Below are 24,948 nucleotides of genomic sequence, written 5' to 3' on the forward strand. Positions count from 1 at the left end.
GCCGGGCTCACCACGACGACCGAGCCCGGCCGCCGCGTATCAAGTACGCCAGGTGTCAAGTACGCGGAGTATCAGGCACGCGGGGTCTCCAGTACGCGGGGTCTCCAGTACGGGGAGTACCGGAATCACCGGGCGTGCTCGGCGTGTTCGGAGCACAGGCAGCCGACGCCCTTCTCGATCCACTCCTGGCCGACCCACTCCGGGTGCCGTTCGGTCATCAGCGCCGAGATCTCCTCGATGATCGTCCGCTCGTCCACGGCGGAGTCGCGGCGGGCCCATGTCTCGTCCCGCAGCAGCCGCAGGTAGTCGCGCACGTCGGCCAGCAGCCGCGCACCGCCGACCTCGCCGTGGCCGGGCACCACGGTCCGGGGAGCCTCCGCCGCCAGCTTCTCCATCACCGCTATCCAGCGGGTTGCGGACACGTCGGTGTCGTGCGGCGGGAACCAGGGGAAGATGGCGAACTGCCCGGCTTCCACGAGGTCCCCCGTGAACAGGACGTCCACGTCCGGCACCCTGACCAGCTGGTCGCCCCTGCTGTGGGCCCGGCCGGTGGCCCGCAGCTGCACCACCCGCCCGCCCAGGTCCAGGTCGTACGCCTGGTCGTAGACGACATCGGGCCGCGCGAGCTCGACGTCCTGGAGCCGGCGCTCGACCGGCTTGCCGAGCCCCTTGAACATCTCCAGGTAACCCGGCCCCTTCACCTTCAGCTCCTCGGCCTGGTCCCGGTTGAGCAGGAACGTCGCCTCCCCGGCGAAGACCTGCGCCCCGAAGGCGTGCTCGGGGTGAAAATGCGTCGTCGTCAGGTAGATCCGACGTCCCCTGGCGTAGTCGGCCGCGAACTCCAGCACCTTTTCGGCGTTGCGCGGGCCCAAGCCGGTCTCGACGACCAGCACGGCACTGTGACCGCCGATCACGCCGATGTTGGGCACGAGCCGCACCCGCCGGTCGGGGATGACCACCAGGTCACGGGCCAGCTCCTGAACACCCTCGACGTGCACGACGGGATCCGTCGTCACCACTTCCTCAGACATGCGTCTCCTCGGTGTTGCGCTGAGCCACCAGTCCAGCGCGGGACGTCAGGGGGAGTCCAACACCGATCTCGCAGCCCCGATACCGCGCGGGTATCGTCGCAGTTGAAGAGGTCGAGAGAGCGTCTCGCAACAGCGATGGAGCGATGATGGAGCTGCGGACCCTGCGCTACTTCGTGGCGGTCGCCGAAGAACTCCACTTCGGCCGGGCCGCCGCGCGACTGCACATGACCCAGCCCCCGCTGAGCCGGGCCGTCAAGCAGCTGGAGTCCGACCTCGGCTGCGAACTGCTGCGCCGCTCACCCACGGGCGTCACCCTCACCCCCGCAGGGGCCCTCCTCCACGACGAGGCGCGCACCCTGCTGGCGCGGGCCGACCAGACCCGGGCCCGGGTGGCCGCCGCGGCCGGCACGGCCACCCTGACCATCGGCACCCTCGCCGACAGCGCCGAGCAGGTCGGCACCCGGCTGGCCGTCGCCTACCGGCACCAGCACCCCGCCGTGCGCATCCGCATCCGCGAGGCCGACCTGACCGACCCGACCATCGGACTGCGGGCCGGCCTCGTCGACGTGGCCCTGACGCGGGCGCCGTTCGACGACACCGGCATCTCCGCCCGCGTACTGCGCTCGGACCCGGTCGGTGTGGTCCTGCGCGCCGACGACCCGCTGGCCGACCGCGACCGGCTGCGCCTGGACGACCTCGCCGACCGCCGCTGGTTCCGGTTTCCGGAGGGCACCGACCCGGTGTGGCAGGCCTTCTGGACGGGGCCGCCCGGCACCGACGGGCGCCGTGACGGTCCCGTCATCCGCACCGCCCACGAATGCCTCCAGTCCGTCCTGTGGAACGACGCCGTCGGACTGATGCCCCTCGCCCACTCCCAGATCCTGCCCGAAGGCCTCACGGTGATCCCCTTGGCGGATGCGCCGCCCAGTGACCTGGTCATCGCATGGAACACCGCCCGCACCACCCCGCTCATCCGCTCGTTCGTCAACCTCGCGACGGCCCTCACGCGTTCCTAGGAACGGTCAGCAGCCACAGTCCGCCGCCTCCACCGGAGCCGTCAGCGGGTCCGCCGCGCGCCGCCCGCCTCCCTCCCAGGTCTCGTACGCGAAGCCTTCGCGCACCCAGTACTCGAAACCGCCGAGCATCTCCTTGACCTGGAAGCCGAGTTCGGCGAGGGCGAGAGCGGCACGGGTCGCGCCGTTGCAGCCTGGTCCCCAGCAATAGGTGACGACGGGCACCGACCTGTCGAGGAGCTGCTCGGCCTGCTCGGGGACGAGCGCGGTGGGCAGGTGGATCGCACCGGGCACGTGCCCCTGGTCCCAGGACGCGGTGGAGCGGGAGTCGAGGACCACGAAACCCAGGTCGCCGCCTGCCGCGAGCGCGGAGGCGACGTCGGAGACATCGGCGTGGAAGGCGAGGCTCGCGCCGAAGTGCGCGACGGCCGCGGCCGGGGACGCCGGGGCGACGCGCAGTACGGGGTTCGTGCTGGTCGCGGTGCTGGTCACAGTGGTGTCGACGGTCGCGGTCATGGTCTGGCCTTCCCTCCCTGCCCCGCCGCACCGGCACTTTCGCCGCACCGGGCCCACGGGGACCTCCTGGCCAGAAATCTACGGCCGGTGATCCCCTTCCTGAAGTGGCGATCCACGGCATCGCTCTTGATCGGCCGGGGTTTTCCCTGCTATCCATCGCTCATGACCGCGTATTCCCCGGACGCCACCGACTGGCACATCCTCGATGTCCTCCAGCGCGAGGGCAGGGCCAGCTTCGCGGAGCTGGCCCGTGCCGTCTCGATGTCCGCGAGCGCGGTCACCGAGCGGGTGCGCCGCCTGGAGGAGGCGGGGGTCATCCAGGGGTACGCGGCCGTCGTCGACCCGGAGAGCCTCGGTCTGCCGATCCTGGCCTTCGTCCGGCTGCGCTATCCGAACGGCAACTACAAGCCGTTCCACGACCTTGTCGAGGCGACGCCCGAGATCCTGGAGGCGCACCACGTCACGGGCGACGACTGCTTCGTCATCAAGGTCGCGGCGCGCTCGATGAGCCATCTGGAGAAGATCTCCGGCCGGATCGGCACCCTGGGTTCGGTGACCACGAGTGTCGTGTACTCCTCACCGCTCCCCCGGCGTCCCCTGGGTCACTGACCCCTCCGGCGAACCGTCGGCTCAGTCCTGGACGCCCCGCTGCCGTACGACCGATCCCGTTCTGCCCTTCACGACCTCCAGCTGGGCGTGGATGCGCCGCCGCAGGTCGGCGACATGGCTGACGATGCCCACGCTGCGGTCGCGCTCCCGCAGGGAGTCGAGCACGTCGAGGACCTCGTCCAGGGTCTGGTCGTCGAGGCTGCCGAAGCCCTCGTCGATGAAGAGCGTGTCCAGCCGCACCCCGCCGGCCTCGTCCGTCACGACGTCGGCGAGGCCGAGGGCCAGCGCGAGCGAGGCGAAGAACGTCTCGCCCCCGGAGAGCGTCGCCGTGTCGCGCTCCCGGCCGGTCCAGGCGTCCACGACGTGCAGTCCGAGCCCGCTGCGGCCACGGCCCGCGCGGTCGTCGGAGTGGACGAGGGTGTAGCGCCCGGAGGACATGCGCTGAAGTCGTACGGTCGCGGCGGCGGCCACCTGTTCCAGGCGGGCGGCGAGGACGTACGACTCCAGGCGCATCTTGCGCTCGTTGTCCGCCGAGGTGCCCGCGGCCAGCCCGGCCAGGCGTGCCACCCGGTCGAACTCCTCACGCAGCGGCGCGATCCGGCGTACGGACGTGCCCGCGCGCGTGGACAGCCGGTCCAGTTCCGTGCAGCGTCGGGCGGCCTCGTCCTGGGCGGAGGCGGTCTCCCGCAGCCGTCGGGCGGCGGACTCGGCGGCCCGTTCGGCGGCGGCCAGGTCGGCGGCAGGCCGCTCGGCGGCGGCCGCCGTGTCGGCCTCGGCGAGCACGGCGCGCACCGCGCTGTCCTCCAACTGCCAGACGTCGAGTCGTCGTTGGAGGTCCCGGTGGGCCGTGTCGTCGAGGAGCGCGGCGGCCGCGGCCTGGGGGGTGTCGAAACCGGCGCGGAAGGCGGCGTCGGACAGGCGCGCGTCGGCGTCCTTGAGGCGCTGCGCGGTGTCCTCGGCCACGCGCACGGCCTCCGCCGCCTCCGTGAGCAGGGCGGCCTGCCGCTCCAGCTGCGCGGCGCGCGCGGCGACGCTGTCGGCGGCGCCCCGGGCCTGCGCCAACTCCTCCTCCAGGGAGGCCCTTTCGCGGTCGTTCCGGTCGCGGTGGGAGATCCGGGCGGCGGCGCGCAGTGCGGCCTCCTGCTGGGCCGCGACCCGCCGCTCGTGCTCGAGTCCGGCCTGCGCGAGCCGCTCCCGCGCGGCGTGCAGCCCGGATCCCGCAGCCCGCGCCTCGGCGTACCGCAGCTCCAACTCTTCGGCCTGTTCGGCGAGTTGCGTGGTCGGCGTGTCGCCCGCCTCGGCGGTGGCGGCCGCCAGCGCCTCGCGTACGACGCCGAGCCTGCGCTCGTCCTCGGTGGCCTGTTCGTCGGCGCGCTGGTACGCGGCGAGGGCCCGCTCCTCGGCCTCCCGGTCGATGTGTCCGGCGTCCTTGCGCGCGGGTGCGGGGTGCGCGGAGCTGCCGCACACGGCGCAGGGCTCGCCGTCGACGAGACCGGCGGCGAGTTCCGCGGCGATGCCCTGAAGACGCTGTTCCTTCAGGTCGAGCCAGTGGACCCGGGCGTCCGTCGCGCGTTCACGGGCGGTGCGGGCCCTGGCGTGAGCGGCGTCCGTGTCCCGGGCGAACTGGTCGCGCTGCCGGGCCGCCCTCAGCCGCGCCTGGGCGGGATCACGGCGCTCGGCGAGCTGCTCCGCACGCGTGGTGGCCTCCTGCGCGGACTCGATGCGCGCCTGGAGCTCCGCGCGGGTCGCCTCCCAGGTGGCGAGCCAGCTCTCGGCGTCCTGGCGGATGTCGTCGTCCGCGCGCTCCTGACGGTCCAGGGAGGCGCGCTCCTGGGTGAGTTCGCCGAGCCGGCGCTCCGCCCTGCGGGCCGACTCCAGTCCGCCGAGCTCCTCGGCCGCCTTGCGCGCCGCCGCCGCGAGCCCGGGCGCACCGGCTCCGGCGTAGGTGTCCGGCAGGGCGAGACGCGCGCGTGCCTCGTCCGTGGACGCGCTGCGGTGCTCGGCCTCGGCGACGTCGCGCAGATCGAGCGCGGGGGCCACCGTCTCCGCCTTGCGCGCCCGCTCCATGCGCGCCTGCGCCTCCCGATGGGCGTCGGCACGCTCCTCCAGCCGCGCGGCACGCTCCCGCGCCTCGGTGAACCTGCGCTGCAGCCGCGCCACTTCGCGTACGTCGTCGAGTACGCGGTCGGCGGCGGCCTGCGCGGACTCGGCCGCCGTACGCGCGGTGCGTGCGAGGGTCAGCCGCTCGCGGGCCGTACTGCGGGCCACGGCGGCCCAGGTGAGGACTGCTTCGGCGAGGCCGGGCTCACCGGGCGCGAGATCGGGCGGCGGCACCTCGACGATGTCGCCGGCGGCCTGCTGCATGCGGTGCGCGTCGGCGAGCAACGCGGCGTCGCCCTCCCGCACTTCGGCCTCCGTGGCCCGGCGCCGCTCGGCGAGCCGCTTCTCGACCTCGGCGAACCGGTGGGTGTCGAAGAGCCGGCCGAGCAGCTTGCCGCGGGCCTCGGCGTCGGCCCGCAGGAAGCGGGCGAAGTCGCCCTGGGGCAGCAGCACGACCTGGCAGAACTGCTCACGGCTCATGCCGAGCAGCTGGGTGATCTCCTCGCCGATCTCCTGGTGGGAGCGGCTGAGGTCCTTCCAGGTGGCCGCCGACGCCTCGTACTCGCGCAGCCAGCTCTGCGCCTTTTCCGTGGTCGTGCCCGTGCCGCGCTTCTTGGGGCGGGCCCAGGGCGGCTGCCGGGTGACCTCCAACCGGCGCCCGGCGACGGTGAGTTCGAGGGTGATCTCGGTGCGCGTCATGGGTGCCGCGTGGTCGCTGCGCAGGGTCTGGCCCTGGCCGCTCTGGCGGGCGCCCGGGACCGCTCCGTACAGCGCGTAGCAGACGGCGTCGAGGACGGACGTCTTGCCGGCGCCCGTCGGCCCGTGCAGCAGGAAGAGCCCGGCGGCCGACAGCTCGTCGAAGTCGACGCTCTGGGTGCCGCCGAACGGCCCGAAGGCCGTGATGTCGAGGCGGTGCAGCCTCATCGGGCCTCCTTCGGGTCCTGCGTGCCGTGTGGGTCGTGCGTGTCTTGCGTGCCGTGCGTGTCGTGGGCGTCCCGCGTGTCGTGCGTACGTGGGGTCACCGGGCGATCTCCCGGACGGCCTCGTCGGCGCGGACGGCGTCGAACGCGTCCCTCAATACGGCCTGTTCGTCGGCGTCGGGGCCCGCGCCGCGCACATGGGCCACGAAGTCCTCCGCGATCTCCTGCTCGCTGCGGCCCGCGAGCCGCCGGGCGTAGGAGATGTCCGGGTCCTCGGGGGCCCGCTCAGGTTCGAAGACGAGGCTGAGCGTGTGCGGGAAGCGCTCGGTCAGCCGGGCCATGGGCTCGGCGGGGCGCACCGGGTCGGTGAGGGTCGCCTCGACCCACGCGTCCTCGTGGCGCGCCAGCCGCGGATCGGCGAGCAGGTCTTCCAGGTGCCCCCGGACACGCGCGAGCTTCCGGGGAACGGGACAGTCGACCCGCTCCGCGCCGACGAAACCCTCCGGCCCCAGGTCCACCAGCCACATGCTCTTGCGGTGGTCGACCTCCGAGAAGGAGTACGGCAGCGGGGAGCCGGAGTAGCGCACGCGCTCGGTGATGGTCTGGCTGCCGTGCAGATGGCCCAGTGCGGTGTAGTCGACGCCGTCGAAGACCCCGGCGGGTACGGCGGCCACCCCGCCGACGGTGATGTCCCGCTCGCTGTCGCTGGCGGCCCCGCCGGTGACGAAGGCGTGGGCGAGGACCACGGAACGGGTGCCCCGCGTGCGCGTGGCGAGGTCGGCGCGGACCCGGTCCATGGCGGCGGTGAGGACGGCCTCGTGCCCCGCCTTCTCGACACCGAACTCGGTCTTGACCAGGGCCGGTTCGAGATACGGCAGTCCGTAGAAGGCCACGTCTCCTTGGTCGTCGGCGAGGAGGACGGGCGTGCCGCAGGCGGAGGGCTCGGTCCGCAGGTGGATGCCCGCGCGGCCGATGAGACCGGCGCCGACACCGAGCCGGCGCGCCGAGTCGTGGTTCCCGGAGATCATCACCGTGGGCACCCCGAGGTCGGCGAGCCGGTGCAGCGCGTCGTCGAAGAGCTCGACGGCGGCCAGCGGCGGCACCGCCCGGTCGTACACGTCGCCCGACACGACCACCGCGTCCACCTCGCGCTCACGCACGGTCGCGACGAGGTGACCGATGAATCCGGACTGGGCATCGAGCATGTTCACCCGGTGGAAGGCCCGGCCGAGATGCCAGTCGGACGTGTGCAGAATCCTCATGATCCCCGAGACTAACGGGCGGGTCGGACATCACGGGCGGCTACTCCCGTATCGGTCCGCGCTGCCCGCCTATGCGTCCCCGTACGCCTCTCCGCCCAGTTCGAACCCGGCCGTCCCGGCCGTCGCGTCGGCGAGCCACGCCCGGAAGGGCTCGACGTCGGTGTCCGGCAGCCCGATCTCGATCGTGACGGCCTCGCCGTACCGGACGTCACGGACCTCGCGCCCGGTGGACCGCAGGTCGTTCTGTATCTTGCCGGCGCGCTGGTGGTCGACCGTGACCGTGGCCAGCCGGAAGCGTTTGCGCGTGAGTGTGCCGAGGGTGTCCAGTGCCTCGCCCACCGAGCCGCCGTACGCCCTGATCAGTCCGCCCGCGCCGAGCTTGACCCCGCCGTAGTAGCGGGTGACGACGGCGACGACGTACCGCATGTCGCGGCGCAGCAGCATCTGGAGCATGGGCGCGCCCGCGGTGCCGCCGGGTTCGCCGTCGTCGCTCGCCTTCTGGACGGCGGCGTCGGCTCCGATGACGTACGCGTAGCAGTTGTGCGTGGCGTCGGCGTTCTCCTTGCGGACGCCCGCGATGAACGCCTGGGCCTCCTGCTCGGTGGCCGCCGGGGCGAGGGCGCACAGGAAGCGGGAGCGGTTGACCTCGGTCTCGTGCACGGCCGCGCGGGCGACTGTGCGGTACTCGTCCTGCATCACGCCAGCGTATGCGCTTCCCGCGCGGGTCCGGCACGCCGGACCCGGGGGGGGGGGGGGGGGGGGGGGGGGGGGGGGGGGGGGGGGGGGGGGGGGGGGGGGGGGGGGGGGGGGGTGGGGGGGGGGGGGGGGCCCCCCCCCCCCCCCCCCCCGGGGGGGGGCCCCCCCCCGGCGGCCCCCCCCCCCCCCCCCGGGCCCCCCCCCCCCCCGGGGGGCCCCCGCGACCCGGAGATCTCGTCGGCACGGCGAGAGGGCACGGCTCGCCCGCGCGGCCCTCGCGGCACGTACGCCCCCGCGGCGCGACCCGACGCGCCCCGTCCCAGCGCGGCCTATCCCGACGCGACCCATCCCGGCGCGACCCGTCCCGACGCAGCCCCTCCCAGCGCGACCCATCCCGACACAGCCCATCCCGACGCAGCCCCTCCCGGCGACCCGTCCCGACGCGACCCATCCCGGCGCAGCCCCTCCCGACGCAGCCCCTCCCGGCGACCCGTCCCGACGCGACCCGTCCCGACGCAGCCCCTCTCGGCGCGGCCTATCCCGGCGCAGCCCGTCCCGGCGCAGCCCACCCCGACGCGACCCGTCCCGACGCAGCCCGTCCCGACGCAGCCCGTCCCGACGCGACCCATCCCGATGCAGCCCATCCCGACGCGACCCATCCCGACGCGACCCATCCCGACGTAACCCATCCCGATGCAGCCCATCCCGACGCGACCCATCCCGACGCAGCCCTCCCGGCGCGACCCATTCCCGACGCGGGCGGCCTCGGCCGCCGCGCGCCCGGTGGACTCGAGATCGCCCGCTGGGCGCCCCTGGCAGCGGCGGGCCGACCTCACGGCCACTGACACCCGCCGCGCACCGCGCCCGACCGCGGCGGCGGGTCCGCCGGTGACTGCCTCCGGCGCCTGCCCGGGCTGCCGGGCGGCGTGGATCGCGCGGCCCGCGGTCGCCCCGGTCCAGCGGATGGCAGAACCGGCACGCGAACGTCCCGGTGGAAACGGCTCCGCCCCGCACCATCGACCCGGCGACAGCACGACGGCCCCGGTCGCCCCGCGGCCAACCCGCGGCCAACCCGCGGCCAACCCGCGTCGTCCCGCGGCCAACCTCTGTCGACCCGCGGCCGACCCCTGTCACCGCCCCGGTGTCCGCGGGGCCCTCGGGACGTTCGGACCCGGCTCAGGTGCGCGGGGCGGGGTGGTGGATACTCGCTCCTCGTTGCCCGAAGCCGGATCGCCGGCCCGACCGATCGCAGGGAGATCGCAGCATGACCGGCACCCAGGTGGACAGTTCGGACTCCGCCGAGCCCCTCGAACGGGAGCCCTCCGCAGCCGCGCCGCGCTGGCGGGCGTGGCTTCTGGAGGGGCTCAGCGAGCAGTCGGCCAAGCACCCCGGCCCACACGCCACCCCGGACGCCGAGCACCAGGGCCACAAATGGTGGCGGGTGATGTGCCTCACCGGCGTCGACTACTTCTCCACGCTGGGCTACCAGCCGGGTATCGCGGCCCTCGCCGCCGGACTGCTCTCCCCGCTCGCGACCCTCGTCCTGATCGCGCTCACCCTGCTCGGCGCACTGCCGGTCTACCGTCGCGTGGCCAAGGAGAGCCCGCACGGCGAGGGCTCGATCGCGATGCTGGAGCGGCTGCTGCCCTGGTGGGCCGGGAAGATCTTCGTCCTGGTGCTGCTCGGCTTCGCGGCCACCGACTTCCTGATCACGATCACCCTGTCCGGAGCGGACGCCTCCGCACACGTCGTGGAGAATCCCTTTGCTCCGCACTGGATGCACGGCGGGAACACCTGGATCACCCTGCTTCTCATAGCCGCGCTGGGCGCGGTCTTCCTGAAGGGCTTCAAGGAGGCCATCGGGATCGCGGTAACGCTCGTGGCCACCTATCTCACCCTCAACGTCGTCGTTCTGGCCGTCTCCGCCTGGCAGGTGCTCAGCCACCCGGTCAAGATCGGTGACTGGACCGACGCGATGACGGCCGCGCACTCCTCGCCGCTCGCCATGATCGGCGTGGCGCTCCTCGTCTTCCCGAAGCTGGCACTCGGCATGTCCGGCTTCGAGACGGGCGTGGCGGTGATGCCGCAGGTCGAGGGCGACCCGACGGACACGTACGAGAAGCCGACGGGCCGGATCCGCGAGACCCGCAGGCTGCTCACCACGGCCGCCGTGATCATGAGCGGCTTCCTGCTGCTGTCCAGCCTGGCGACGACGATCCTGATCCCGCAGGACGAGTTCAAGAGCGGCGGCTCGGCGAACGGCCGTGCCCTCGCCTACCTGGCCCACCAGCACCTGGGCGAGGCGTTCGGCACGGTCTACGACCTCTCGACCATCGCGATCCTCTGGTTCGCGGGTGCCTCCGCGCTCGCCGGTCTCCTCAACCTCGTCCCGCGCTATCTGCCGCGCTACGGCATGGCCCCCGAGTGGACGCGCGCCGTCCGCCCCCTCGTGCTCGTCTTCATGGCGGCCGCGGTCCTCATCACGCTGTGGTTCAACGCGAACGTCGACGACCAGAGCGGCGCGTACGCGACCGGTGTGCTGGTCCTGATGCTCTCCGCCTCCTTCGCCTCGGCGGTCGCCGTGCATCAGCGGGGCCACCGCGCCGCCGCGATCGGCTTCGGCGCGATCACCGCGGTCTTCGGCTACACCCTGGTCACCAACGTCATCGAGCGCCCCGACGGCATCAAGATCGCGCTGATCTTCATCCTGGCGATCCTGATCACCTCGTTCGCCTCCCGGGTGCGCCGCGCCTTCGAACTGCGCGCCGCCGAGGTCACGTTCGACGAGGCCGCGGCCCGTTTCATCGACGAGGCCGCGGCGAGCGGACCGCTGCGGCTGATCGCGAACGAGCCGCACGAGCACAGCACCCGCGAGTACCGCGCCAAGGAGTACAGCCAGCGCGAGCAGACACACATCCCGGACGGCCGTCCCGTGCTGTTCCTGGAGGTGTTCGTGACCGACTCCTCGGACTTCACCGCCGACCTGACCGTGCACGGCGACGAGAAGCACGGGGTGCGCAGGCTGCGCGTCGAGGGCGCGACCGTGCCCAACACCATCGCGGCCGTCATGATGCGACTGCGCGACCGCACCGGCCAGGTCCCGCACGCCTACTTCAACTGGACCGAGGGCAACCCCCTCAGCCACCTGGTCCGCTTCCTCGTCTTCGGCGACGGCGAGGTCGCCCCGGTCACCCGCGAAGTGCTCCGGCGCGCCGAGCCGGACCCCGAACGCAGGCCCCGGATCCACGTGGGCTAGCCCTTCCTCCGGCCCGTCGGTCCCGCTGCCTTCCCTCCCCCCGTCAGCCCTGCTTCTTGCCCCGCGGCACGGTCATGCCCGTCAGCAGCGCCGTGCCCGGGGCGAGCGCGCCCCAGGAGTCTCCGTGCCAGGCGAGGACGGCTGTCGCGGAGGTCGGGAACTTCGCCCGTACGTCGTCCAGCGCGTCGTCGAGGCTGTCCCCGGCCAGTTCGAGCACGAGTTCCTCCAAGCCGGGGTTGTGCCCGATCAGCAGCAACGTCCCGATCCGGTCCGGGACTTCGTGCAGGGCCGCCAGCAACTCCGGTACCTCGGCGCCGTACAACCGCCGGTCGAACCGTACGGGCGGCGGGGTGCCCCACTGCCGCGCCGCCAACTCCCAGGTCTGGCGGGCGCGTACGGCGGTGGAGCACAGGGCGAGGTCCGGCAGACAGTCCGACTCGGCGAGGGCGCGTCCGGCGGCCGGGGCGTCGCGGCGGCCGCGCGGGGCGAGGGGCCGCTCGTGGTCGGCCACACCCATGGGCCATGCCGACTTGGCGTGCCGCAGGACGACGAGTCTGCGCAGCGGGCCGGCTCCGGCGCGTGCGATCACCGCTGCGCCCCGATGTCACGGGTGAGTTCGAGCCCGAGGAGACGGTCCGCGTAGGCGTACGTCTCGAAGCGGGCACCGTCCGGTACGTCGTCCGCGTGCTCGACGCGCCGCAGCACCTCGAGTACGGCGGGTACGTCGAGGTCGTCCTCCCACGCGGCGCGCAGTTCCTGGCGTACGCGCTCGGGGACGGGCTTGGACGGCCGGGTGGCCCAGGCGGCGACGGACTTGCGCCAGCGCGCGAGCGTCTCCCGGGCGCCGTCGAGGTCGGCGGTGGCGAAGTCGACGGGCTGTCGGCGCGGGACCGCGAGCAGAACCATCCTCAGCAGCGCCGGGTCGGCCGTGCCCCGCACCGGGGCGACCTCGATGCGGATGCCCTCCACGGCGGTGGCGCCGGGCGCGAGCACGTGCAGGGCCGGGCCCGCACCGCTCCGGTCGCCCTCGGCGCGGCGGATGCCGAGCGCGTCGGCGCGCACCCGGAGCTCCGCGGGCGGGTCGGCCACCGTGACGACGGGGGTCCCACCGAGTTCCAGGGTCCTGGCGAGCACGTCGGCGACCAGCAGCACCCGTAGTGCGGACAGATCGTCCCGCTCCACGTGCGCCTCGACGCGGGTCAGGCTCCGGCGGGCAGGGACGGCGTCGATGGGCTCGCCCGTTCGGGCGTCGGTGATACGCAGCACGGAGCGAGCGTAGGCGGGCGGGAGCCCGGGCGCAGGGAGGTCGGACCCATTCCGGACACACGGGCTTCCCCGGCTGCCCCTCCGGATGAGGTGCGAGTGGTCGTCCAACGACGAGATCGCCGAGGAACTCGTCGTCAGCCCGCTGACCATCCGCACCGATGTGCACCGCGCCATGTCCACACTCCACGCACGGGGCCACGCCCAACGGGTCGTCATCGCCTACCGGTGCGGCCCTGCGCGTCGGCCCTCTGGCCACAGCGCCGGGCCCGGTCCCCTTGCTCCCGGCGTCAGGCCTTTCGAGAGCCCTCGGGCGCCAGATCGATCTCGTCCTCGGCGTGTTCGAAGAAGTCGTCGGCCAGCCGATGGCACAGCCTGGCCAGCCGCTCCAGGTCTCCCGGCGACCAGTCCGCCAACGCGACCGACATGCCTCGGCAGCTCGCCTCCCGCACGCGGTCGACCGCGTCCCGGCCGGCCGGCGTGAGCTCGATGCGCTGGGCTCGGCGGTCGTTCGGGTCCGGGACGCGCGTCAGAAAGCCGGTCTTCTCCAGCTGCTGCACCTGCCGGGTCACGTGGGACGCCTCGACGGACAGCAGGTTCGCCAGCTCACTGGGCCGCAGCGAGCCGGTGTCGGCGACCTGTCGCAGCAGCGCCACGGCGGCCCGGTCCAGGGGCAGCCCGGCCAGTGCCATGAGGCGCTCATGCTGACGAACCCTGCTGGTCAGATACGAGATACGAGTGAGCGCACGCTCGATCTCGGCCACGTCCGTCAACGCGGGATCGGCTGCCTTGGGCGGTGGTGTCGACATGGAACGACTCTAGCGTCCACTTGCATAAGTCAAGCAATGTCGCGTGAGGCCGAGGGGGTCCTGAGGGCTGCTCGGGCCCCGCCCCTCAGGAGTCGAGGTCGTCGGCGAAGTGCCGGTAGCCGTGCCGGTCCTGGTGGACGTTCCAGAGGGTCTCCGCGAGCGCGGCGGGGTCCTTCCTGGGGTGTCCGGGGCTGATCGCGCCGGGAATGACGAGTTGCGCGACGTGGATGCCCTCGTCGGCGAGCGCGCCGTGCAGCAGGTGGCCGTAGGCGCTCTCGGCGGCGAAGGCGATGGAGGTGCCGGCCCGGTCGGGGTGGGGTACCGCGGCGGTGCCGCCGTTGACGAAGAGGATGGTGCCGCGGCCGAGGGCGCGCATGCCGGGCAGCACCTGGTGCACGGCGGCGACAGGGCCGTACACCGAGAACTCGATCGGTCCCACGAGGTCGGCGGGGGTGGTTTCCAGGACCGGCCGCATGAACTCCCGCTGCGGGACCGGGCTGTACTGCATGACCTCGATGGGCCCCAGGGTCGCGGTCGCCGCGTCCAGCGCCGCTTCGAGGGCCTTCGGGTCGCGTACGTCGGCCACGAAACCGCGCGCCGTCAGGCCCTCGCGCGCCAGAACCGCGGAGAGCGTGTGCGCCCGGTCCGTGGTGCGGGTGACGAGGGCGATGTCGAACCCCTCGCGGCCGAACCGCCGTGCGACGGCGACTCCGAGGCCGGGTCCGGCTCCGATGATGGCGATGGTGGTCATGGTCTTCCTTGGGGCCTCGGGGGTGGGGCAGCCTACGAGGGGCAGCATGCCCTTGCTGGGCCTCCGCCGCTCGTCACTCACGGCGGCACCCCGCAGGAAGGCCCTCGGGCGGCACCCCGTACGAGGGCCCTCGGGCGGCACCCCGTACGAGGGCCCTCGGGTGGCGCCTCGTACCGGGTGATCTCGGGGCGTTGACGGGGCGTCAGCCGGTCAGTAGCGGCCGCCTTCCGGTGCGGGAAGGGTGTCCAGGTCGGCCAGGGCCGCCGCGCTCAGCTCCACGTCCGCCGCCCCGGCGTTGTCCGCCAGGTACTTCGGGGTCTTGGTGCCGGGGATGGGGACGACGTACCGCCCCTGGGCGACCAGCCACGCGAGTGCCACCTGCGCCGGGGTGATCCCGGCCCGCTCGGCGATCTCGCGGACCCGGCCGACGATGGCGAGGTTGGCGCGCAGCGCGTCCTGCTGGAAGCGCGGCAGCCGTCGCCGGAAGTCGTCCTCGGGCAGGTCGTCGAAGGAGGCGAACCGTCCGGCCAGGAAGCCGCGGCCCAGCGGCGAGAACGGCAGGAAGGCGATGCCCTGCTCCTCGCAGTACGGCAGCACCTCGGCCAGCGGGTCGCGGGTCCACAGCGACAGCTCGGACTGCACCGAGGCCACCGGATGCACCGACTGCGCCCGCTCGATCTGCTCGACGTTCACCTCGGACAGGCCGATCTGCCGGGCCTTGCCCGCGGCCACGACCTCGGCCATGGCTCCCCAGGTCTCCTCGACGGGCACCTGGGGGTCGACGCGGTGCAGCTGGTAGAGGTCCACGTGGTCGGTGCCGAGGCGCCGCAGGCTCTCGTCGATCGACTTCCGTACATGCTCGGGACGGCCGTTGTTGACGATGAGCGGGGAGTGGTCGGGACCGCCGGTCGGGTCGCTCACGACCAGGCCGACCTTGGTGGCCAGCACCGCGCGCTCACGGTGGCCGCCCGCCAGCGCCCGCCCGACCAGTTCCTCGTTGGTGTAGGGGCCGTACACGTCGGCGGTGTCGATGAGGGTGGCGCCCAGGTCGAGCGCCTGGTGGACGACCGCGATGGAGGTGGCCTCGTCGCGCGGTGACCTCATGTCGTAAGAGAAGGTCATGCCCATGCACCCCAGGCCGATCACACCGACCTCGGGTCCCTTGCTGCCCAGTGTCGTGGTGCGCATGGCGTACGTCCTCTCGGTCGGCCGTGGTCGGTTCACGGCGGGCTTGCTGGTCCGCGCCCTCGGACCGGCGAACGGTCGAGGGGCTTCCACCCTCCCCCTCACGCGCGCCGCATGACAGACCGCGCCGTACCGGGGAGTGACGTTCCCGGGTGTGACAGGACCCCTGTGCCCCAGGGAATCACCGTGTGCCTCATGCTGTTCTCCGCCTGAGTACCCATGACACCACGCGGGCCCATGACAGTCCCCGACACCAGATCCAGGAGGCCGACCGTGTACGGCGACCCGGCAACGATCCGCAAGATCCTCACCGAACTCGGCGACACCTGGGCGATCGTCGGCCTCTCGTCCAACGAGCGGCGCGCGGCGTACGGGGTCGCCGACGTCCTCCAGCGCTACGGCAAGCGGATCGTCCCCGTGCACCCGAAGGCCGAGACCGTTCACGGTGAGAAGGGCTACCCGTCGCTGGACGCGATCCCGTTCGACGTCGACGTCGTCGACGTCTTCGTCAACAGCGACCTCGCGGGGCCCGTCGCCGACGAAGCCGCCGCCGTCGGCGCCAAGGCCGTCTGGTTCCAGCTCGGCGTCATCGACGAGGGCGCTTACGACCGTACGCGCGCCGCCGGGCTCGACATGGTCATGGACCGCTGCCCCGCGATCGAGATCCCGCGCCTCGGCTGAGCAGCGTCCGCACGGCAAGCCGGTTCGGGGCAAACCCGGTTGACGGCCCGTGATGGGGGCGGGTTTGCTGCTCCGGTGTCCACACTCAGCTTTCAGCAGTCGGACGACGAGGCCGGTCTCAAGGACTGGCAGTACGTCCACAATGTCATCGTGCCACCCGCCGCCCTGTCGCTCGACGAGGTCCGTGAGCGGGCCGGGCGCAACCACCTGGAGGTCGCCCACCTCGGAGACGTCCTGGTGGGCTGCTCAACCGTGCGTCCGCCGAAGGACGGTGGCTCGACGGCGACGGTGATCGTCCGGGTCCTGCCCGGACACCGTCGGCAGGGGTTCGGCGAGGAACTCTACGAGCGCGGGCTGAAGCAGGCGCGGGCGCTGGGCGCGGACGTCATCGAGACGGTCGTACTGGCGTCCAACGAGGACGGGCTGCGGTTCGCCGTGCAGCGCGGGTTCGTCGAGATCGAGCGGTATGTGCTGCCGGGCGAAACGGCCGAGTGGGTCGACCTGCGGCTGGCCTGAGCCGGCCGGGCCCGGTCACCGCGCCCGGTCGAGGAAAGCCGTCACCGTTTCGGTGAAGCGCCGGGGGTCGTCGAGCCACGGGTGGTGGCCGGCCTCCGGCTGGACGATCAGTTCCCCCTCGGGGAACAGCTCCGCCACGGCGGCGGCCACGCGCGGCAGTGGGCCACTGTCGAGTTCGCCCGCGAGCAGCAGGACCCGTGCGTCCAGCGTGGCGACGGCGGCGCGGGCCACGGCAGGTTCGAACGCGCCGGCGGACGCGTACAGGCCCGCGGCCTCCTCATTGGTCTGTTCGACCTCGGTCTCGGCGTGCGCCTGCGCGGTCGCGTCCCAGCGGCCGTAGAAGAACGGGGCGGCGGCGTCCCAGTCGGCATCGGCCGCCGAGCCCGCCCAGATCCGTTCGTAGGCGTCGTGCCCCGCTGCGAACCACGGCTCGGCCTTGCGCCGCGCGGCCGCCTCCCGGCGGTGCTCCTCGGTGAAGTCGATGCCGAGGGCCCGGGCGCGCCCGGTGACCGATGTGAGGGTGCGGATGCGGTCCGGATACCGGGCCGCGTAGAGGAGCGCGAGGTCACCGGCCGCCGAGTGGGCGAGGAGATCCATCCGCTCCCACCCGAGATGCGCCCTGAGGGCCTCGACGTCGTCGACCTGCCGGTCGCAGCGGTACGTCGCCGGGTCGGCCGGGACGGCGGAGTCACCGGTCCCCCGCAGATCCAGCAGGAACAGCCGACGGTGCCGCGACAGTCCGCCGAGGTCGCCGAGGTAGGCGGAGGCACGCATGGGCCCACCGGGCAGACAGAGCAGCGGCTCGCCCTGACCCGTGACGTGGTAGGCCAGTTGGGTCCCGTCGGGGGCGGAGAAGATCGGCATTCCGTCATCCTCATGACGACGGGACGGTCGGGGCAAGCGTTTTTACGCACGCCGAGGGAGGTCCCCCGGACCGAAAGAACGTCCAGGTCGGCCGGTACGGGCCGACCTGGACGTCCTGGCCGGGATGATCAGACGAGGTCGAACCGGTCGAGGTTCATGACCTTGACCCACGCCGCGACGAAGTCCTTCACGAACTTCGCCTTGGCGTCATCGCCCGCGTAGACCTCGGCGAGCGCGCGCAGCTCGGAGTTCGAGCCGAAGACGAGGTCGGCACGGGTGCCGGTCCACTTGATCTCGCCGGTGGCGTCGTCGCGGGCCTCGAAGGTGGTCGCGTCCTCGGACGTCGGCGTCCACGTCGTGCCCAGGTCGAGCAGGTTGACGAAGAAGTCGTTGGTCAGCGTTCCGGGGGTCGCGGTGAGGACACCGTGCGCCGACTGCTGGTGGTTCGCGCCCAGGACGCGCAGGCCGCCGACGAGGACCGTCAGCTCGGGAGCGCTCAGGGTCAGCAGGTTCGCGCGGTCAAGCAGCAGGTACTCGGCCGGGAGGCGGTTGCCCTTGCCGAGGTAGTTGCGGAACCCGTCGGCGGTGGGCTCCAGCGCGGCGAAGGACTCCGCGTCGGTGTGCTCGTCCGTCGCGTCGACGCGGCCCGGGGTGAAGGGCACCTCGACGTCGTGACCGGCGTCCTTGGCGGCCTTCTCGACCGCGGCGCTGCCGCCGAGGACGATCAGGTCGGCCAGGGAGACCTTCTTGGCACCGGCGTTGAACTCCCGCTGGATGCCCTCCAGCGTGCGCAGCACCGCCGCGAGCTGGTCGGGGTCGTTGGCCTCCCAGCCGCGCTGCGGCTCCAGGCGGATGCGCGCGCCGTTGGCGCCGCCGCGCTTGTCGCTGCCGCGGAACGTCGAGGCCGACGCCCACGCGGTGGAGACCAGCTGCGGGACGGTCAGGCCCGAGTCGAGGATCTTCGCCTTGAGGCCGGTGACGTCCTCGGCGGCGATGGCCTCGCCCTCCGCCTCCGGCAGCGGGTCCTGCCACAGCAGGGTCTCCGCGGGGACCTCCGGGCCGAGGTAGAGCGACTTCGGGCCCATGTCACGGTGGGTCAGCTTGTACCAGGCGCGGGCGAAGGCGTCCGCGAACTCCGCGGGGTTCTCGTGGAAACGGCGGGAGATCGGCTCGTAGATCGGGTCGACGCGCAGCGAGAGGTCGGTGGTGAGCATCGTGGGCAGACGCTTCTTCGACGGGTCATGCGCGTCGGGGACGGTCGCCTCGGCGTCCTTCGCCACCCACTGGTTGGCGCCCGCGGGGCTCTGGGTCAGCTCCCACTCGTAGCCGAAGAGGTTGTCGAAGAAGCCGTTGCTCCACTGGGTGGGCGTGGTGGTCCAGGTGACCTCCAGGCCGGAGGTGATGGCGTCCGCGCCCTTGCCGGTGCCGTACGTGCTCTTCCAGCCCAGGCCCTGCGCCTCGATCGGGGCGGCCTCGGGGTCGTCGCCGACGCTCTCCGCCGGACCCGCGCCGTGGGTCTTGCCGAAGGTGTGACCGCCCGCGATGAGGGCGACCGTCTCCTCGTCGTTCATCGCCATACGGCGGAACGTCTCACGGATGTCGCGGGCCGCGGCGATCGGGTCCGGGTTGCCGTTGGGGCCCTCGGGGTTGACGTAGATGAGGCCCATCTGAACGGCGCCGAGCGGGCTCTCCAGCTCACGGTCGCCGGTGTAGCGCTGGTCGTCGAGCCAGGTGGTCTCGGGACCCCAGTACACGTCCTCCTCGGACTCCCAGACGTCCGCACGGCCGCCGGCGAAGCCGAAGGTCTCGAAGCCCATCTGCTCCAGGGCGACGTTGCCGGTGAGGATCATGAGGTCGGCCCAGGAGAGGCTCTGGCCGTACTTCTTCTTGACCGGCCACAGGAGGCGGCGGGCCTTGTCGAGGTTGCCGTTGTCCGGCCAGCTGTTGAGGGGGGCGAAGCGCTGCTGACCTGCGCCGGCGCCGCCGCGGCCGTCGCTGATGCGGTAGGTGCCCGCGCTGTGCCAGGCCATCCGGATCATGAACGGGCCGTAGTTGCCGAAGTCGGCCGGCCACCAGTCCTGCGAGGTCGTCAGCACCTCGGCGATGTCCTGCTTCACGGCCGCGAGGTCGAGGGTCTTGAACGCCTCGGCGTAGTCGAACTCCTCACCGAGGGGGTTCGCCACGGCGGGGTTCTTGGCGAGGATCTTCAGGTTGAGCCGCTCCGGCCACCACTGGCGGTTTCCGCCGCCCTGGGTCGGGTGCGCGGCACGCCCGTGCGCGACGGGGCAGCCACCTGCGCCCTCCGACTTCGCATCGGTGACGATTGCATCATGGTTCTCGGACATGGGAATCCTTCCGGACGGGGCGGATCTCTGTGCTCAGGAACAGCGGGCGGTGGAACAGTCGGTCACAACAGTCGAAACAGTCGAAACGGCCGGCGAGCGGGCCCCTGGGGACGTCGACGACGACACCGTACGACCGGCACACGACGGAGTGGTGGCAGTCGCCGACGCGTCGCTCGAACCGGGTGGGACCGCCGGGTTCGGCACGGCCTACGCGTCGCACCGCGGTGGGTGCGCGAAGGGCCCCGTGCGCGGGGCGCCGGTTCCGCTCGCCTGGGCGATGCGCCTCGCGTGGACGATGCGCTCGGGGATGCGCTCGCGGCTGAAGTGGGCGAGCTCCACCCGTCTCCTGAACCGTCACGTGCCTTCCCCTGCTGTTGTCCTGTCCCTTGGCTGCCGCCGGAACCGATCCTACGATGGACTCAATCCAAGTCAATACGAGAACCAGACCCGTACGGATTCATTCGTCAGACGATGCATGGTTAGGCTGGTGAGCATGAGTGACCTGCTCGAACGACTTCGCGGACGCGGCTGGCGGATGACCGCCCAGCGCCGGGTGGTCGCCGAGGTACTCGACGGCGAGCATGTGCACCTCACCGCGGACGAGGTGCTCGCGCGCGCCACCGCCCGGTTGCCGGAGATCTCCCGCGCGACCGTCTACAACACCCTCGGCGAGCTCGTTTCGCTCGGCGAGGTGATCGAGGTGGCCACCGACGGCCGCGCCAAGCGCTACGACCCGAACGCCCACCGCCCCCACCAGCACCTGGTGTGCTCGGTCTGCGGCGCCATCCGGGACGTCCACCCCAGCGGCGACCCCCTGTCCGATCTGCCCGCCTCCGAGCGGTTCGGCTTCACCGTCTCCGATGTCGAGGTGACCTACCGGGGCCTGTGCCCCGACTGCGGCCGCGCCTAGGGACGAGTACCGCGCACAGGACGCGTTTCAGCCACCGCACGCCGACCGACCCCCGAGCGAACCGCGTCGAGGCCCCTTCCTCCGTACCGTCACCTTCACTCCGGCTCACACCACCTTCGCCTCCGGTTCGCCCGGCGTACGCCTGTGGTCGCCTCCATGAGGGGATGGACCACATCACGTTCCTCGTGGCGGTCGTCATCGTCACGGCGCTGGCTTTCGACTTCACCAACGGATTCCACGACACGGCGAACGGGATGGCCACGTCCATCGCCACCGGGGCACTCAAGCCGAGAACAGCGGTCCTCATCAGCGGCGCCTTGAACATCGGCGGGGCGTTCCTGTCCACCGAGGTCGCGAAGACCATCTCGGACGGCATCGTGGACGACACCCTGGTCACACCAGGGATGATCTTCGCGGGCCTGGTCGGGGCGATTCCCTGGAATCTGCCGACCTGGCTGCTCGGGCTGCCCTCCAGTTCCTCGCACGCCCTGTTCGGCGGACTGATCGGGGCGGTGTGGGTCGGCGCGGGCGAGCACGGAGTGCACTTCGCACCACGCAGGACTGCTCGGGCGGCATCCTCGGCGCCGGCCTGGGCAGGCGACTGGCCGAGGTCCGCTGGGGCACGGCGGGGCGCATGGTGATCGCCTGGCTGGTCACGCTGCCCGCCGCCGCGTTGGTCGGCGGGGTCTCGGCGAGCGTGGTGAAGCACGGCGGCACCTTCGGCACCGTGGTGATCGCCCTGTGCGCCGCCGCCGTCGCCGCGTCCATCGTGGTCGCTTCGCGCCGCAACCCGGTGCGCGCCGACCATGTGAACGACGCCCACGAGGTCACCGTCCGTGCCGCTGTGCCGACGACCGTCGGCTCCGTCGCCTGAGCCAAGGGGAAGTCGTACGATGCATGTGAACTGGTCCGCACTCGGCGAGGTCACCGCGGTGAGCGTCGCCGTCACTGTCGGAGTGGTGGTCGTCTTCGCGCTCGGCGTGCTGGGTGTCTCCCAGATCGAGGCCGCACGCGAGAAGGACGCCGGCGGCACCCACGCCCTCGGCTTCGCGCGGGCGGGACTGTCTTTCCTGGCCTGCGCAGCTGTCGTCGCGTACGGAATTTACCTGATCGTGCCGCAGTTCCACTGAAGTGAAGCCGGGGAGGCCGCGATGACGCCATTGCTGACGGGTCTGACCGTCGATTACAGCGACCACGACGACCCGGTACTGATCCGGTCGGACGGCAGTCCGGTGGAGACCTGGCGTGAGAACTACCCGTACCACGAGCGCATGGAGCGCAAGGAGTACGAGTGGCACAAACGCCTCCAGCAGATAGAACTGCTGAAGCTGCAGAGCTGGATCAAGGCGACCGGGCGCCGCCTCGTCATCGTCTTCGAGGGGCGCGACGCGGCCGGCAAGGGCGGCACGATCAAGCGGTTCACCGAGCACCTCAATCCGCGCGGCGCCCGCGTGGTGGCGTTGGAGAAACCGACCGAGCGCGAGCGCGGCCAGTGGTACTTCCAGCGGTACGCGGAGCATCTGCCGACCGCGGGCGAGATCGTGATGTTCGACCGGTCCTGGTACAACCGGGCCGGCGTCGAGCGAGTGATGGGCTTCTGCACGGACGACGAGTACCGGCGCTTCATGCGGCAGGCCCCCGCCTTCGAACGGATGCTCGTCGACGACGGGGTGGACCTGGTCAAGTTCTGGTTCTCCGTGTCGCAGGGCGAGCAGCGCACCCGTTTCACGATCCGCCAGGTCGATCCCGTACGACAGTGGAAGCTCAGCCCCATGGACCTGGCCTCCTTGGACCGCTGGGACGACTACACCGCCGCCAAGGTCGCCATGTTCCGCGAGACGGACACCGAACAGGCCCCCTGGACCGTGGTGAAGAGCAACGACAAGAAGCGGGCGCGTGTCGAGGCGATGCGCAGCGTCCTGGCCCGCTTCGCCTACGCGGACAAGGACGACGAGGTCGTCGGCAGCCCGGACCCGAGCATCGTGGGCGCGGCGGCGAACCTGCTGGAGGCGGGCGAGGACGACACCGGCCACTGAGCGCCGGGGGCTCCCCTCAGTCGTGCGGCGGGCGGTCGGTGAGGCGGTGGTCGGCCAGGTTCAGCGCCTCGTCGACCACCCGGCGCAGATGGCCGTCACCGAGTGAGTAGATCACCCGGCGGCCCTCCTTTCTGGTGTTCACCAGACCGGCGAGCCGCAGCCGGGCCAGATGCTGGCTGACGGCCGGGCGCGCGGCCCCGCACGCCTCGGTGAGCGTCGTGACATCGGCCTCCTGGCCGGTCAGCGCGTGCAGGAGGGTGAGCCGCGTGCGGTCGCCCAGGACGGCGAGGAGTTCGGCGGCGAGCGCGAACTGTTCCTCGCCGGGGGTGCGCGGATGCGCATCATGCGCAGGTGACAGGTGCATGCGTGCGCTCATACGCACATAATGGTCCCATGGACGCCGACACGTCCAATCCCGCGTACCGGAAGGGGACCCCCATGAGCGACCGGCACGACGAGCAAGGCCACGGCCACGACAACAGCGACGGTCGCGGCCACACCCACGGTCACGGCTCGCCCCACGGCCATGACCACAGTCACCACCACGGCCGCTCGGGGCACGACCACCCGCCGCCCCATCCGCACCCCCACGATCACCCCCACAGCGCCCCTTCCGGGCCCCTCCCCCGACTGCGTCACCTCCTCACCCCCCACTCCCACGAGACCGGCGACAAGCTCGACTCCGCGCTGGAGTCCTCGGCGCGCGGCATGCGCGCCCTGTGGGTGTCGCTCGTCGTCCTCGGTACCACCGCCGTGGCGCAGGCGGTCGTGGTCGTGGTCTCCGGATCGGTCGCGCTGCTCGGCGACACGGTGCACAACGCCGCCGACGCGCTCACCGCCGTCCCCCTCGGCATCGCGTTCGTGCTGGGCCGGCGCGCGGCGACGCGCCGCTTCACCTACGGCTACGGCCGGGCGGAGGACCTCGCGGGCATCGTGATCGTGCTGACGATCGCCGCTTCCGGTGCCTTCGCGGCCTGGACCGCGGTCGAGCGGCTGATCGACCCGCGTCCCCTGCACCACATCCCGGCCGTCGCGGCGGCCGCGCTGATCGGCTTCTTCGGCAACGAGTGGGTCGCCCGGCACCGCATCCGGGTCGGGCGGGAGATCGGCTCGGCCGCCCTCGTCGCGGACGGCCTCCATGCCCGTACGGACGGATTCACGTCACTGGCGGTGCTGGTGGGGGCGGGCGGCGCGGCACTGGGGTGGCAACTCGCCGACCCGCTGGTGGGCTTGGCGATCACGGCCGCGATCCTGCTGGTGCTGCGCGACGCCGCCCGCGAGGTGTTCCGGCGCGTGATGGACGCCGTGGACCCGGAGTTGGTCGACTCGGCCGAACAGGCGCTGCGGGAGGTCCCCGGCGTGCGCGGGGTGGGTGAGCTGCGGCTGCGCTGGATCGGGCACCGGCTGCGCGCCGAGGTGGCGGTCGTGGTGGACGGCGAGGCGAGCGTGCGACAGGCGCACCGGATCGCCGTCGAGGCCGAGCACGCCCTGCTGCACGCCATACCGAAGCTCACCGCGGCCCTCGTACACGCCGATCCGGCTCCCGTGCCGGGCGAGACGGACCCGCACCTGGCGCTGGCGCATCACATGGTCGCCTGACCGGTCAGGCGATGCCCAGCCCCTCCAGCACCACCGCGTTCGGCAGTTCGGCGAACGCCTTGCCCGGTACCAGCAGCTTCCCGCGCCGCCGGCCACTGCCCACCAGGACGTACGGCAGCTCGACGACCGCCGGGTCCACCAGCACCGGCCAGTCGCCGGGCAGTCCGATCGGGGTGATACCGCCGTACTCCATGCCGCTCTCGCCGGTGGCGGTGTCCATCGGGGCGAACGAGGCCTTGCGGGCGCCGAGTTGGCGGCGGACGGCGCCGTTGACGTCGACGCGGGTCGCGGAGAGGACCACGCAGGCGGCGAGCGTGGTCTCGCCGCCGCGTCGGCCGGCGACCACCACGCAGTTGGCGGACTGGTCCAGCAGTTCCTTGCCGTAGTGCTCGACGAAGGTCGCGGTGTCGGCCCACTCGGGGTCCGTGTCGACGTACACGATCTGGTCGGCGGGGACGGTGCCGCGCCAGTGGCGTACACCGTCCGCGACCGGGCGGGTGAGCTCTTCGAGGCAGTCGGGGGCGGCCGTGGCATGGTCGAAGTGTCCGATGGGAGCGCGCATGACGGCACGCTAACAGCCGCTCCG

23 protein-coding genes and 2 pseudogenes are annotated in these 24,948 nt (G+C 72.4%); 10 read left to right on the forward strand and 15 right to left on the reverse strand.

Going from position 1 to position 24,948, the window contains the following annotated elements; all coding sequences use genetic code 11:
* Positions 1 to 125 precede the first annotated feature (125 nt).
* Positions 126 to 1,031, reverse strand: a complete 906-nt coding sequence (locus ACIQTP_RS28650) for an MBL fold metallo-hydrolase (RefSeq protein WP_403404894.1) — start codon at positions 1,029 to 1,031, stop codon at positions 126 to 128.
* 146 nt (positions 1,032 to 1,177) lie between these two features.
* On the opposite strand from ACIQTP_RS28650, the gene ACIQTP_RS28655 reads away from it, so the two are divergent.
* Positions 1,178 to 2,047, forward strand: a complete 870-nt coding sequence (locus ACIQTP_RS28655; protein ID WP_403405164.1) for a LysR family transcriptional regulator — start codon at positions 1,178 to 1,180, stop codon at positions 2,045 to 2,047.
* A gap of 6 nt (positions 2,048 to 2,053) precedes the next feature.
* Here the strand turns inward: ACIQTP_RS28655 and ACIQTP_RS28660 are convergent, their stop codons facing one another.
* Positions 2,054 to 2,560: a rhodanese-like domain-containing protein gene (locus ACIQTP_RS28660; RefSeq protein ID WP_403404897.1), complete on the reverse strand. Its 507-nt coding sequence runs from the start codon at positions 2,558 to 2,560 to the stop codon at positions 2,054 to 2,056.
* 162 nt (positions 2,561 to 2,722) lie between these two features.
* On the opposite strand from ACIQTP_RS28660, the gene ACIQTP_RS28665 reads away from it, so the two are divergent.
* Positions 2,723 to 3,169, forward strand: a complete 447-nt coding sequence (locus ACIQTP_RS28665; RefSeq protein ID WP_095858239.1) for an Lrp/AsnC family transcriptional regulator — start codon at positions 2,723 to 2,725, stop codon at positions 3,167 to 3,169.
* A 21-nt stretch (positions 3,170 to 3,190) separates the two neighbouring features.
* Here ACIQTP_RS28665 and ACIQTP_RS28670 read toward each other — a convergent pair whose 3' ends face one another.
* From ACIQTP_RS28670 to ACIQTP_RS28680, 3 genes are all read right to left on the reverse strand, one after another.
* A complete protein-coding gene (locus ACIQTP_RS28670) occupies positions 3,191 to 6,193 on the reverse strand; it encodes an AAA family ATPase (RefSeq protein WP_403404901.1) in 3,003 nt (1,000 codons plus the stop codon).
* A 94-nt stretch (positions 6,194 to 6,287) separates the two neighbouring features.
* A complete protein-coding gene (locus tag ACIQTP_RS28675; RefSeq protein ID WP_403404903.1) occupies positions 6,288 to 7,451 on the reverse strand; it encodes an exonuclease SbcCD subunit D in 1,164 nt (387 codons plus the stop codon).
* 69 nt (positions 7,452 to 7,520) lie between these two features.
* On the reverse strand, positions 7,521 to 8,147 hold the full coding sequence (locus ACIQTP_RS28680; protein WP_403404906.1) for a YigZ family protein: 627 nt from the start codon (positions 8,145 to 8,147) through the stop codon (positions 7,521 to 7,523).
* Positions 8,148 to 9,411: 1,264 nt separating this feature from the next.
* Here ACIQTP_RS28680 and ACIQTP_RS28685 point away from each other — a divergent pair.
* Positions 9,412 to 11,403 (forward strand): amino acid transporter, encoded by a 1,992-nt coding sequence (locus ACIQTP_RS28685; RefSeq protein ID WP_403404909.1) that lies wholly within the window; start codon positions 9,412 to 9,414, stop codon positions 11,401 to 11,403.
* Positions 11,404 to 11,446: 43 nt separating this feature from the next.
* Here the strand turns inward: ACIQTP_RS28685 and ACIQTP_RS28690 are convergent, their stop codons facing one another.
* The 5 genes from ACIQTP_RS28690 to ACIQTP_RS28710 form a co-directional block, all read right to left on the reverse strand.
* Positions 11,447 to 11,992 (reverse strand): SixA phosphatase family protein, encoded by a 546-nt coding sequence (locus ACIQTP_RS28690; protein ID WP_403404912.1) that lies wholly within the window; start codon positions 11,990 to 11,992, stop codon positions 11,447 to 11,449.
* Positions 11,989 to 12,669 (reverse strand): hypothetical protein, encoded by a 681-nt coding sequence (locus ACIQTP_RS28695; RefSeq protein ID WP_402049403.1) that lies wholly within the window; start codon positions 12,667 to 12,669, stop codon positions 11,989 to 11,991. The genes ACIQTP_RS28690 and ACIQTP_RS28695 overlap by 4 nt, the downstream gene beginning before the upstream one ends.
* A gap of 287 nt (positions 12,670 to 12,956) precedes the next feature.
* Complete coding sequence (locus tag ACIQTP_RS28700; RefSeq protein WP_403404915.1) at positions 12,957 to 13,475, reverse strand: MarR family winged helix-turn-helix transcriptional regulator; 519 nt, start codon at positions 13,473 to 13,475, stop codon at positions 12,957 to 12,959.
* An 85-nt stretch (positions 13,476 to 13,560) separates the two neighbouring features.
* Positions 13,561 to 14,226, reverse strand: coding sequence for an SDR family NAD(P)-dependent oxidoreductase (locus ACIQTP_RS28705; protein WP_403404918.1), 666 nt, complete (start codon positions 14,224 to 14,226; stop codon positions 13,561 to 13,563).
* A gap of 210 nt (positions 14,227 to 14,436) precedes the next feature.
* Positions 14,437 to 15,414 (reverse strand): aldo/keto reductase, encoded by a 978-nt coding sequence (locus ACIQTP_RS28710; protein WP_402049412.1) that lies wholly within the window; start codon positions 15,412 to 15,414, stop codon positions 14,437 to 14,439.
* Positions 15,415 to 15,684: 270 nt separating this feature from the next.
* Between ACIQTP_RS28710 and ACIQTP_RS28715 the strand changes: the two genes are divergently transcribed.
* On the forward strand, positions 15,685 to 16,092 hold the full coding sequence (locus ACIQTP_RS28715; RefSeq protein WP_402049415.1) for a CoA-binding protein: 408 nt from the start codon (positions 15,685 to 15,687) through the stop codon (positions 16,090 to 16,092).
* Between the two features lie 75 nt (positions 16,093 to 16,167).
* Positions 16,168 to 16,608: a GNAT family N-acetyltransferase gene (locus ACIQTP_RS28720; protein ID WP_403404922.1), complete on the forward strand. Its 441-nt coding sequence runs from the start codon at positions 16,168 to 16,170 to the stop codon at positions 16,606 to 16,608.
* Positions 16,609 to 16,623: 15 nt separating this feature from the next.
* Here the strand turns inward: ACIQTP_RS28720 and ACIQTP_RS28725 are convergent, their stop codons facing one another.
* The 3 genes and pseudogenes from ACIQTP_RS28725 to ACIQTP_RS28735 all read right to left on the reverse strand — a co-directional run.
* The gene (locus tag ACIQTP_RS28725; protein WP_403404925.1) at positions 16,624 to 17,472 is read right to left on the reverse strand and encodes an alpha/beta fold hydrolase; all 849 of its coding nucleotides are present in this window, start codon (positions 17,470 to 17,472) and stop codon (positions 16,624 to 16,626) included.
* 128 nt (positions 17,473 to 17,600) lie between these two features.
* The gene (gene katG / locus ACIQTP_RS28730) at positions 17,601 to 19,817 is read right to left on the reverse strand and encodes a catalase/peroxidase HPI (protein ID WP_403404928.1); all 2,217 of its coding nucleotides are present in this window, start codon (positions 19,815 to 19,817) and stop codon (positions 17,601 to 17,603) included.
* A gap of 258 nt (positions 19,818 to 20,075) precedes the next feature.
* Positions 20,076 to 20,153 (reverse strand): annotated as a pseudogene (locus ACIQTP_RS28735) (catalase); the annotation flags it as partial.
* A gap of 157 nt (positions 20,154 to 20,310) precedes the next feature.
* On the opposite strand from ACIQTP_RS28735, the gene ACIQTP_RS28740 reads away from it, so the two are divergent.
* From ACIQTP_RS28740 to ppk2, 4 genes and pseudogenes are all read left to right on the forward strand, one after another.
* The gene (locus ACIQTP_RS28740) at positions 20,311 to 20,727 is read left to right on the forward strand and encodes a Fur family transcriptional regulator (RefSeq protein ID WP_385374277.1); all 417 of its coding nucleotides are present in this window, start codon (positions 20,311 to 20,313) and stop codon (positions 20,725 to 20,727) included.
* A gap of 164 nt (positions 20,728 to 20,891) precedes the next feature.
* Positions 20,892 to 21,601, forward strand: a pseudogene (locus ACIQTP_RS28745) (anion permease).
* A gap of 19 nt (positions 21,602 to 21,620) precedes the next feature.
* The gene (locus ACIQTP_RS28750) at positions 21,621 to 21,857 is read left to right on the forward strand and encodes a hypothetical protein (RefSeq protein WP_403404931.1); all 237 of its coding nucleotides are present in this window, start codon (positions 21,621 to 21,623) and stop codon (positions 21,855 to 21,857) included.
* A 21-nt stretch (positions 21,858 to 21,878) separates the two neighbouring features.
* The gene (ppk2, locus tag ACIQTP_RS28755) at positions 21,879 to 22,763 is read left to right on the forward strand and encodes a polyphosphate kinase 2 (protein ID WP_402049434.1); all 885 of its coding nucleotides are present in this window, start codon (positions 21,879 to 21,881) and stop codon (positions 22,761 to 22,763) included.
* Positions 22,764 to 22,779: 16 nt separating this feature from the next.
* On the opposite strand, the gene ACIQTP_RS28760 is transcribed toward ppk2, so the two are convergent.
* Positions 22,780 to 23,139: an ArsR/SmtB family transcription factor gene (locus ACIQTP_RS28760; RefSeq protein WP_403404935.1), complete on the reverse strand. Its 360-nt coding sequence runs from the start codon at positions 23,137 to 23,139 to the stop codon at positions 22,780 to 22,782.
* Positions 23,140 to 23,201: 62 nt separating this feature from the next.
* Here ACIQTP_RS28760 and ACIQTP_RS28765 point away from each other — a divergent pair, with 62 nt between their 5' ends.
* Entirely contained in the window at positions 23,202 to 24,362 is a 1,161-nt protein-coding gene (locus ACIQTP_RS28765; protein WP_403405167.1) for a cation diffusion facilitator family transporter, read from the forward strand.
* Positions 24,363 to 24,366: 4 nt separating this feature from the next.
* Here ACIQTP_RS28765 and ACIQTP_RS28770 read toward each other — a convergent pair whose 3' ends face one another.
* Positions 24,367 to 24,924 carry a YbaK/EbsC family protein gene (locus ACIQTP_RS28770; protein ID WP_403404937.1) on the reverse strand — a complete coding sequence of 186 codons (558 nt, stop codon included), beginning with the start codon at positions 24,922 to 24,924 and terminating at the stop codon, positions 24,367 to 24,369.
* Positions 24,925 to 24,948: the final 24 nt, after the last annotated feature.

Origin of the sequence: Streptomyces sp. NPDC090798, assembly GCF_044768965.1 — a bacterium.
Classification (GTDB): domain Bacteria; phylum Actinomycetota; class Actinomycetes; order Streptomycetales; family Streptomycetaceae; genus Streptomyces.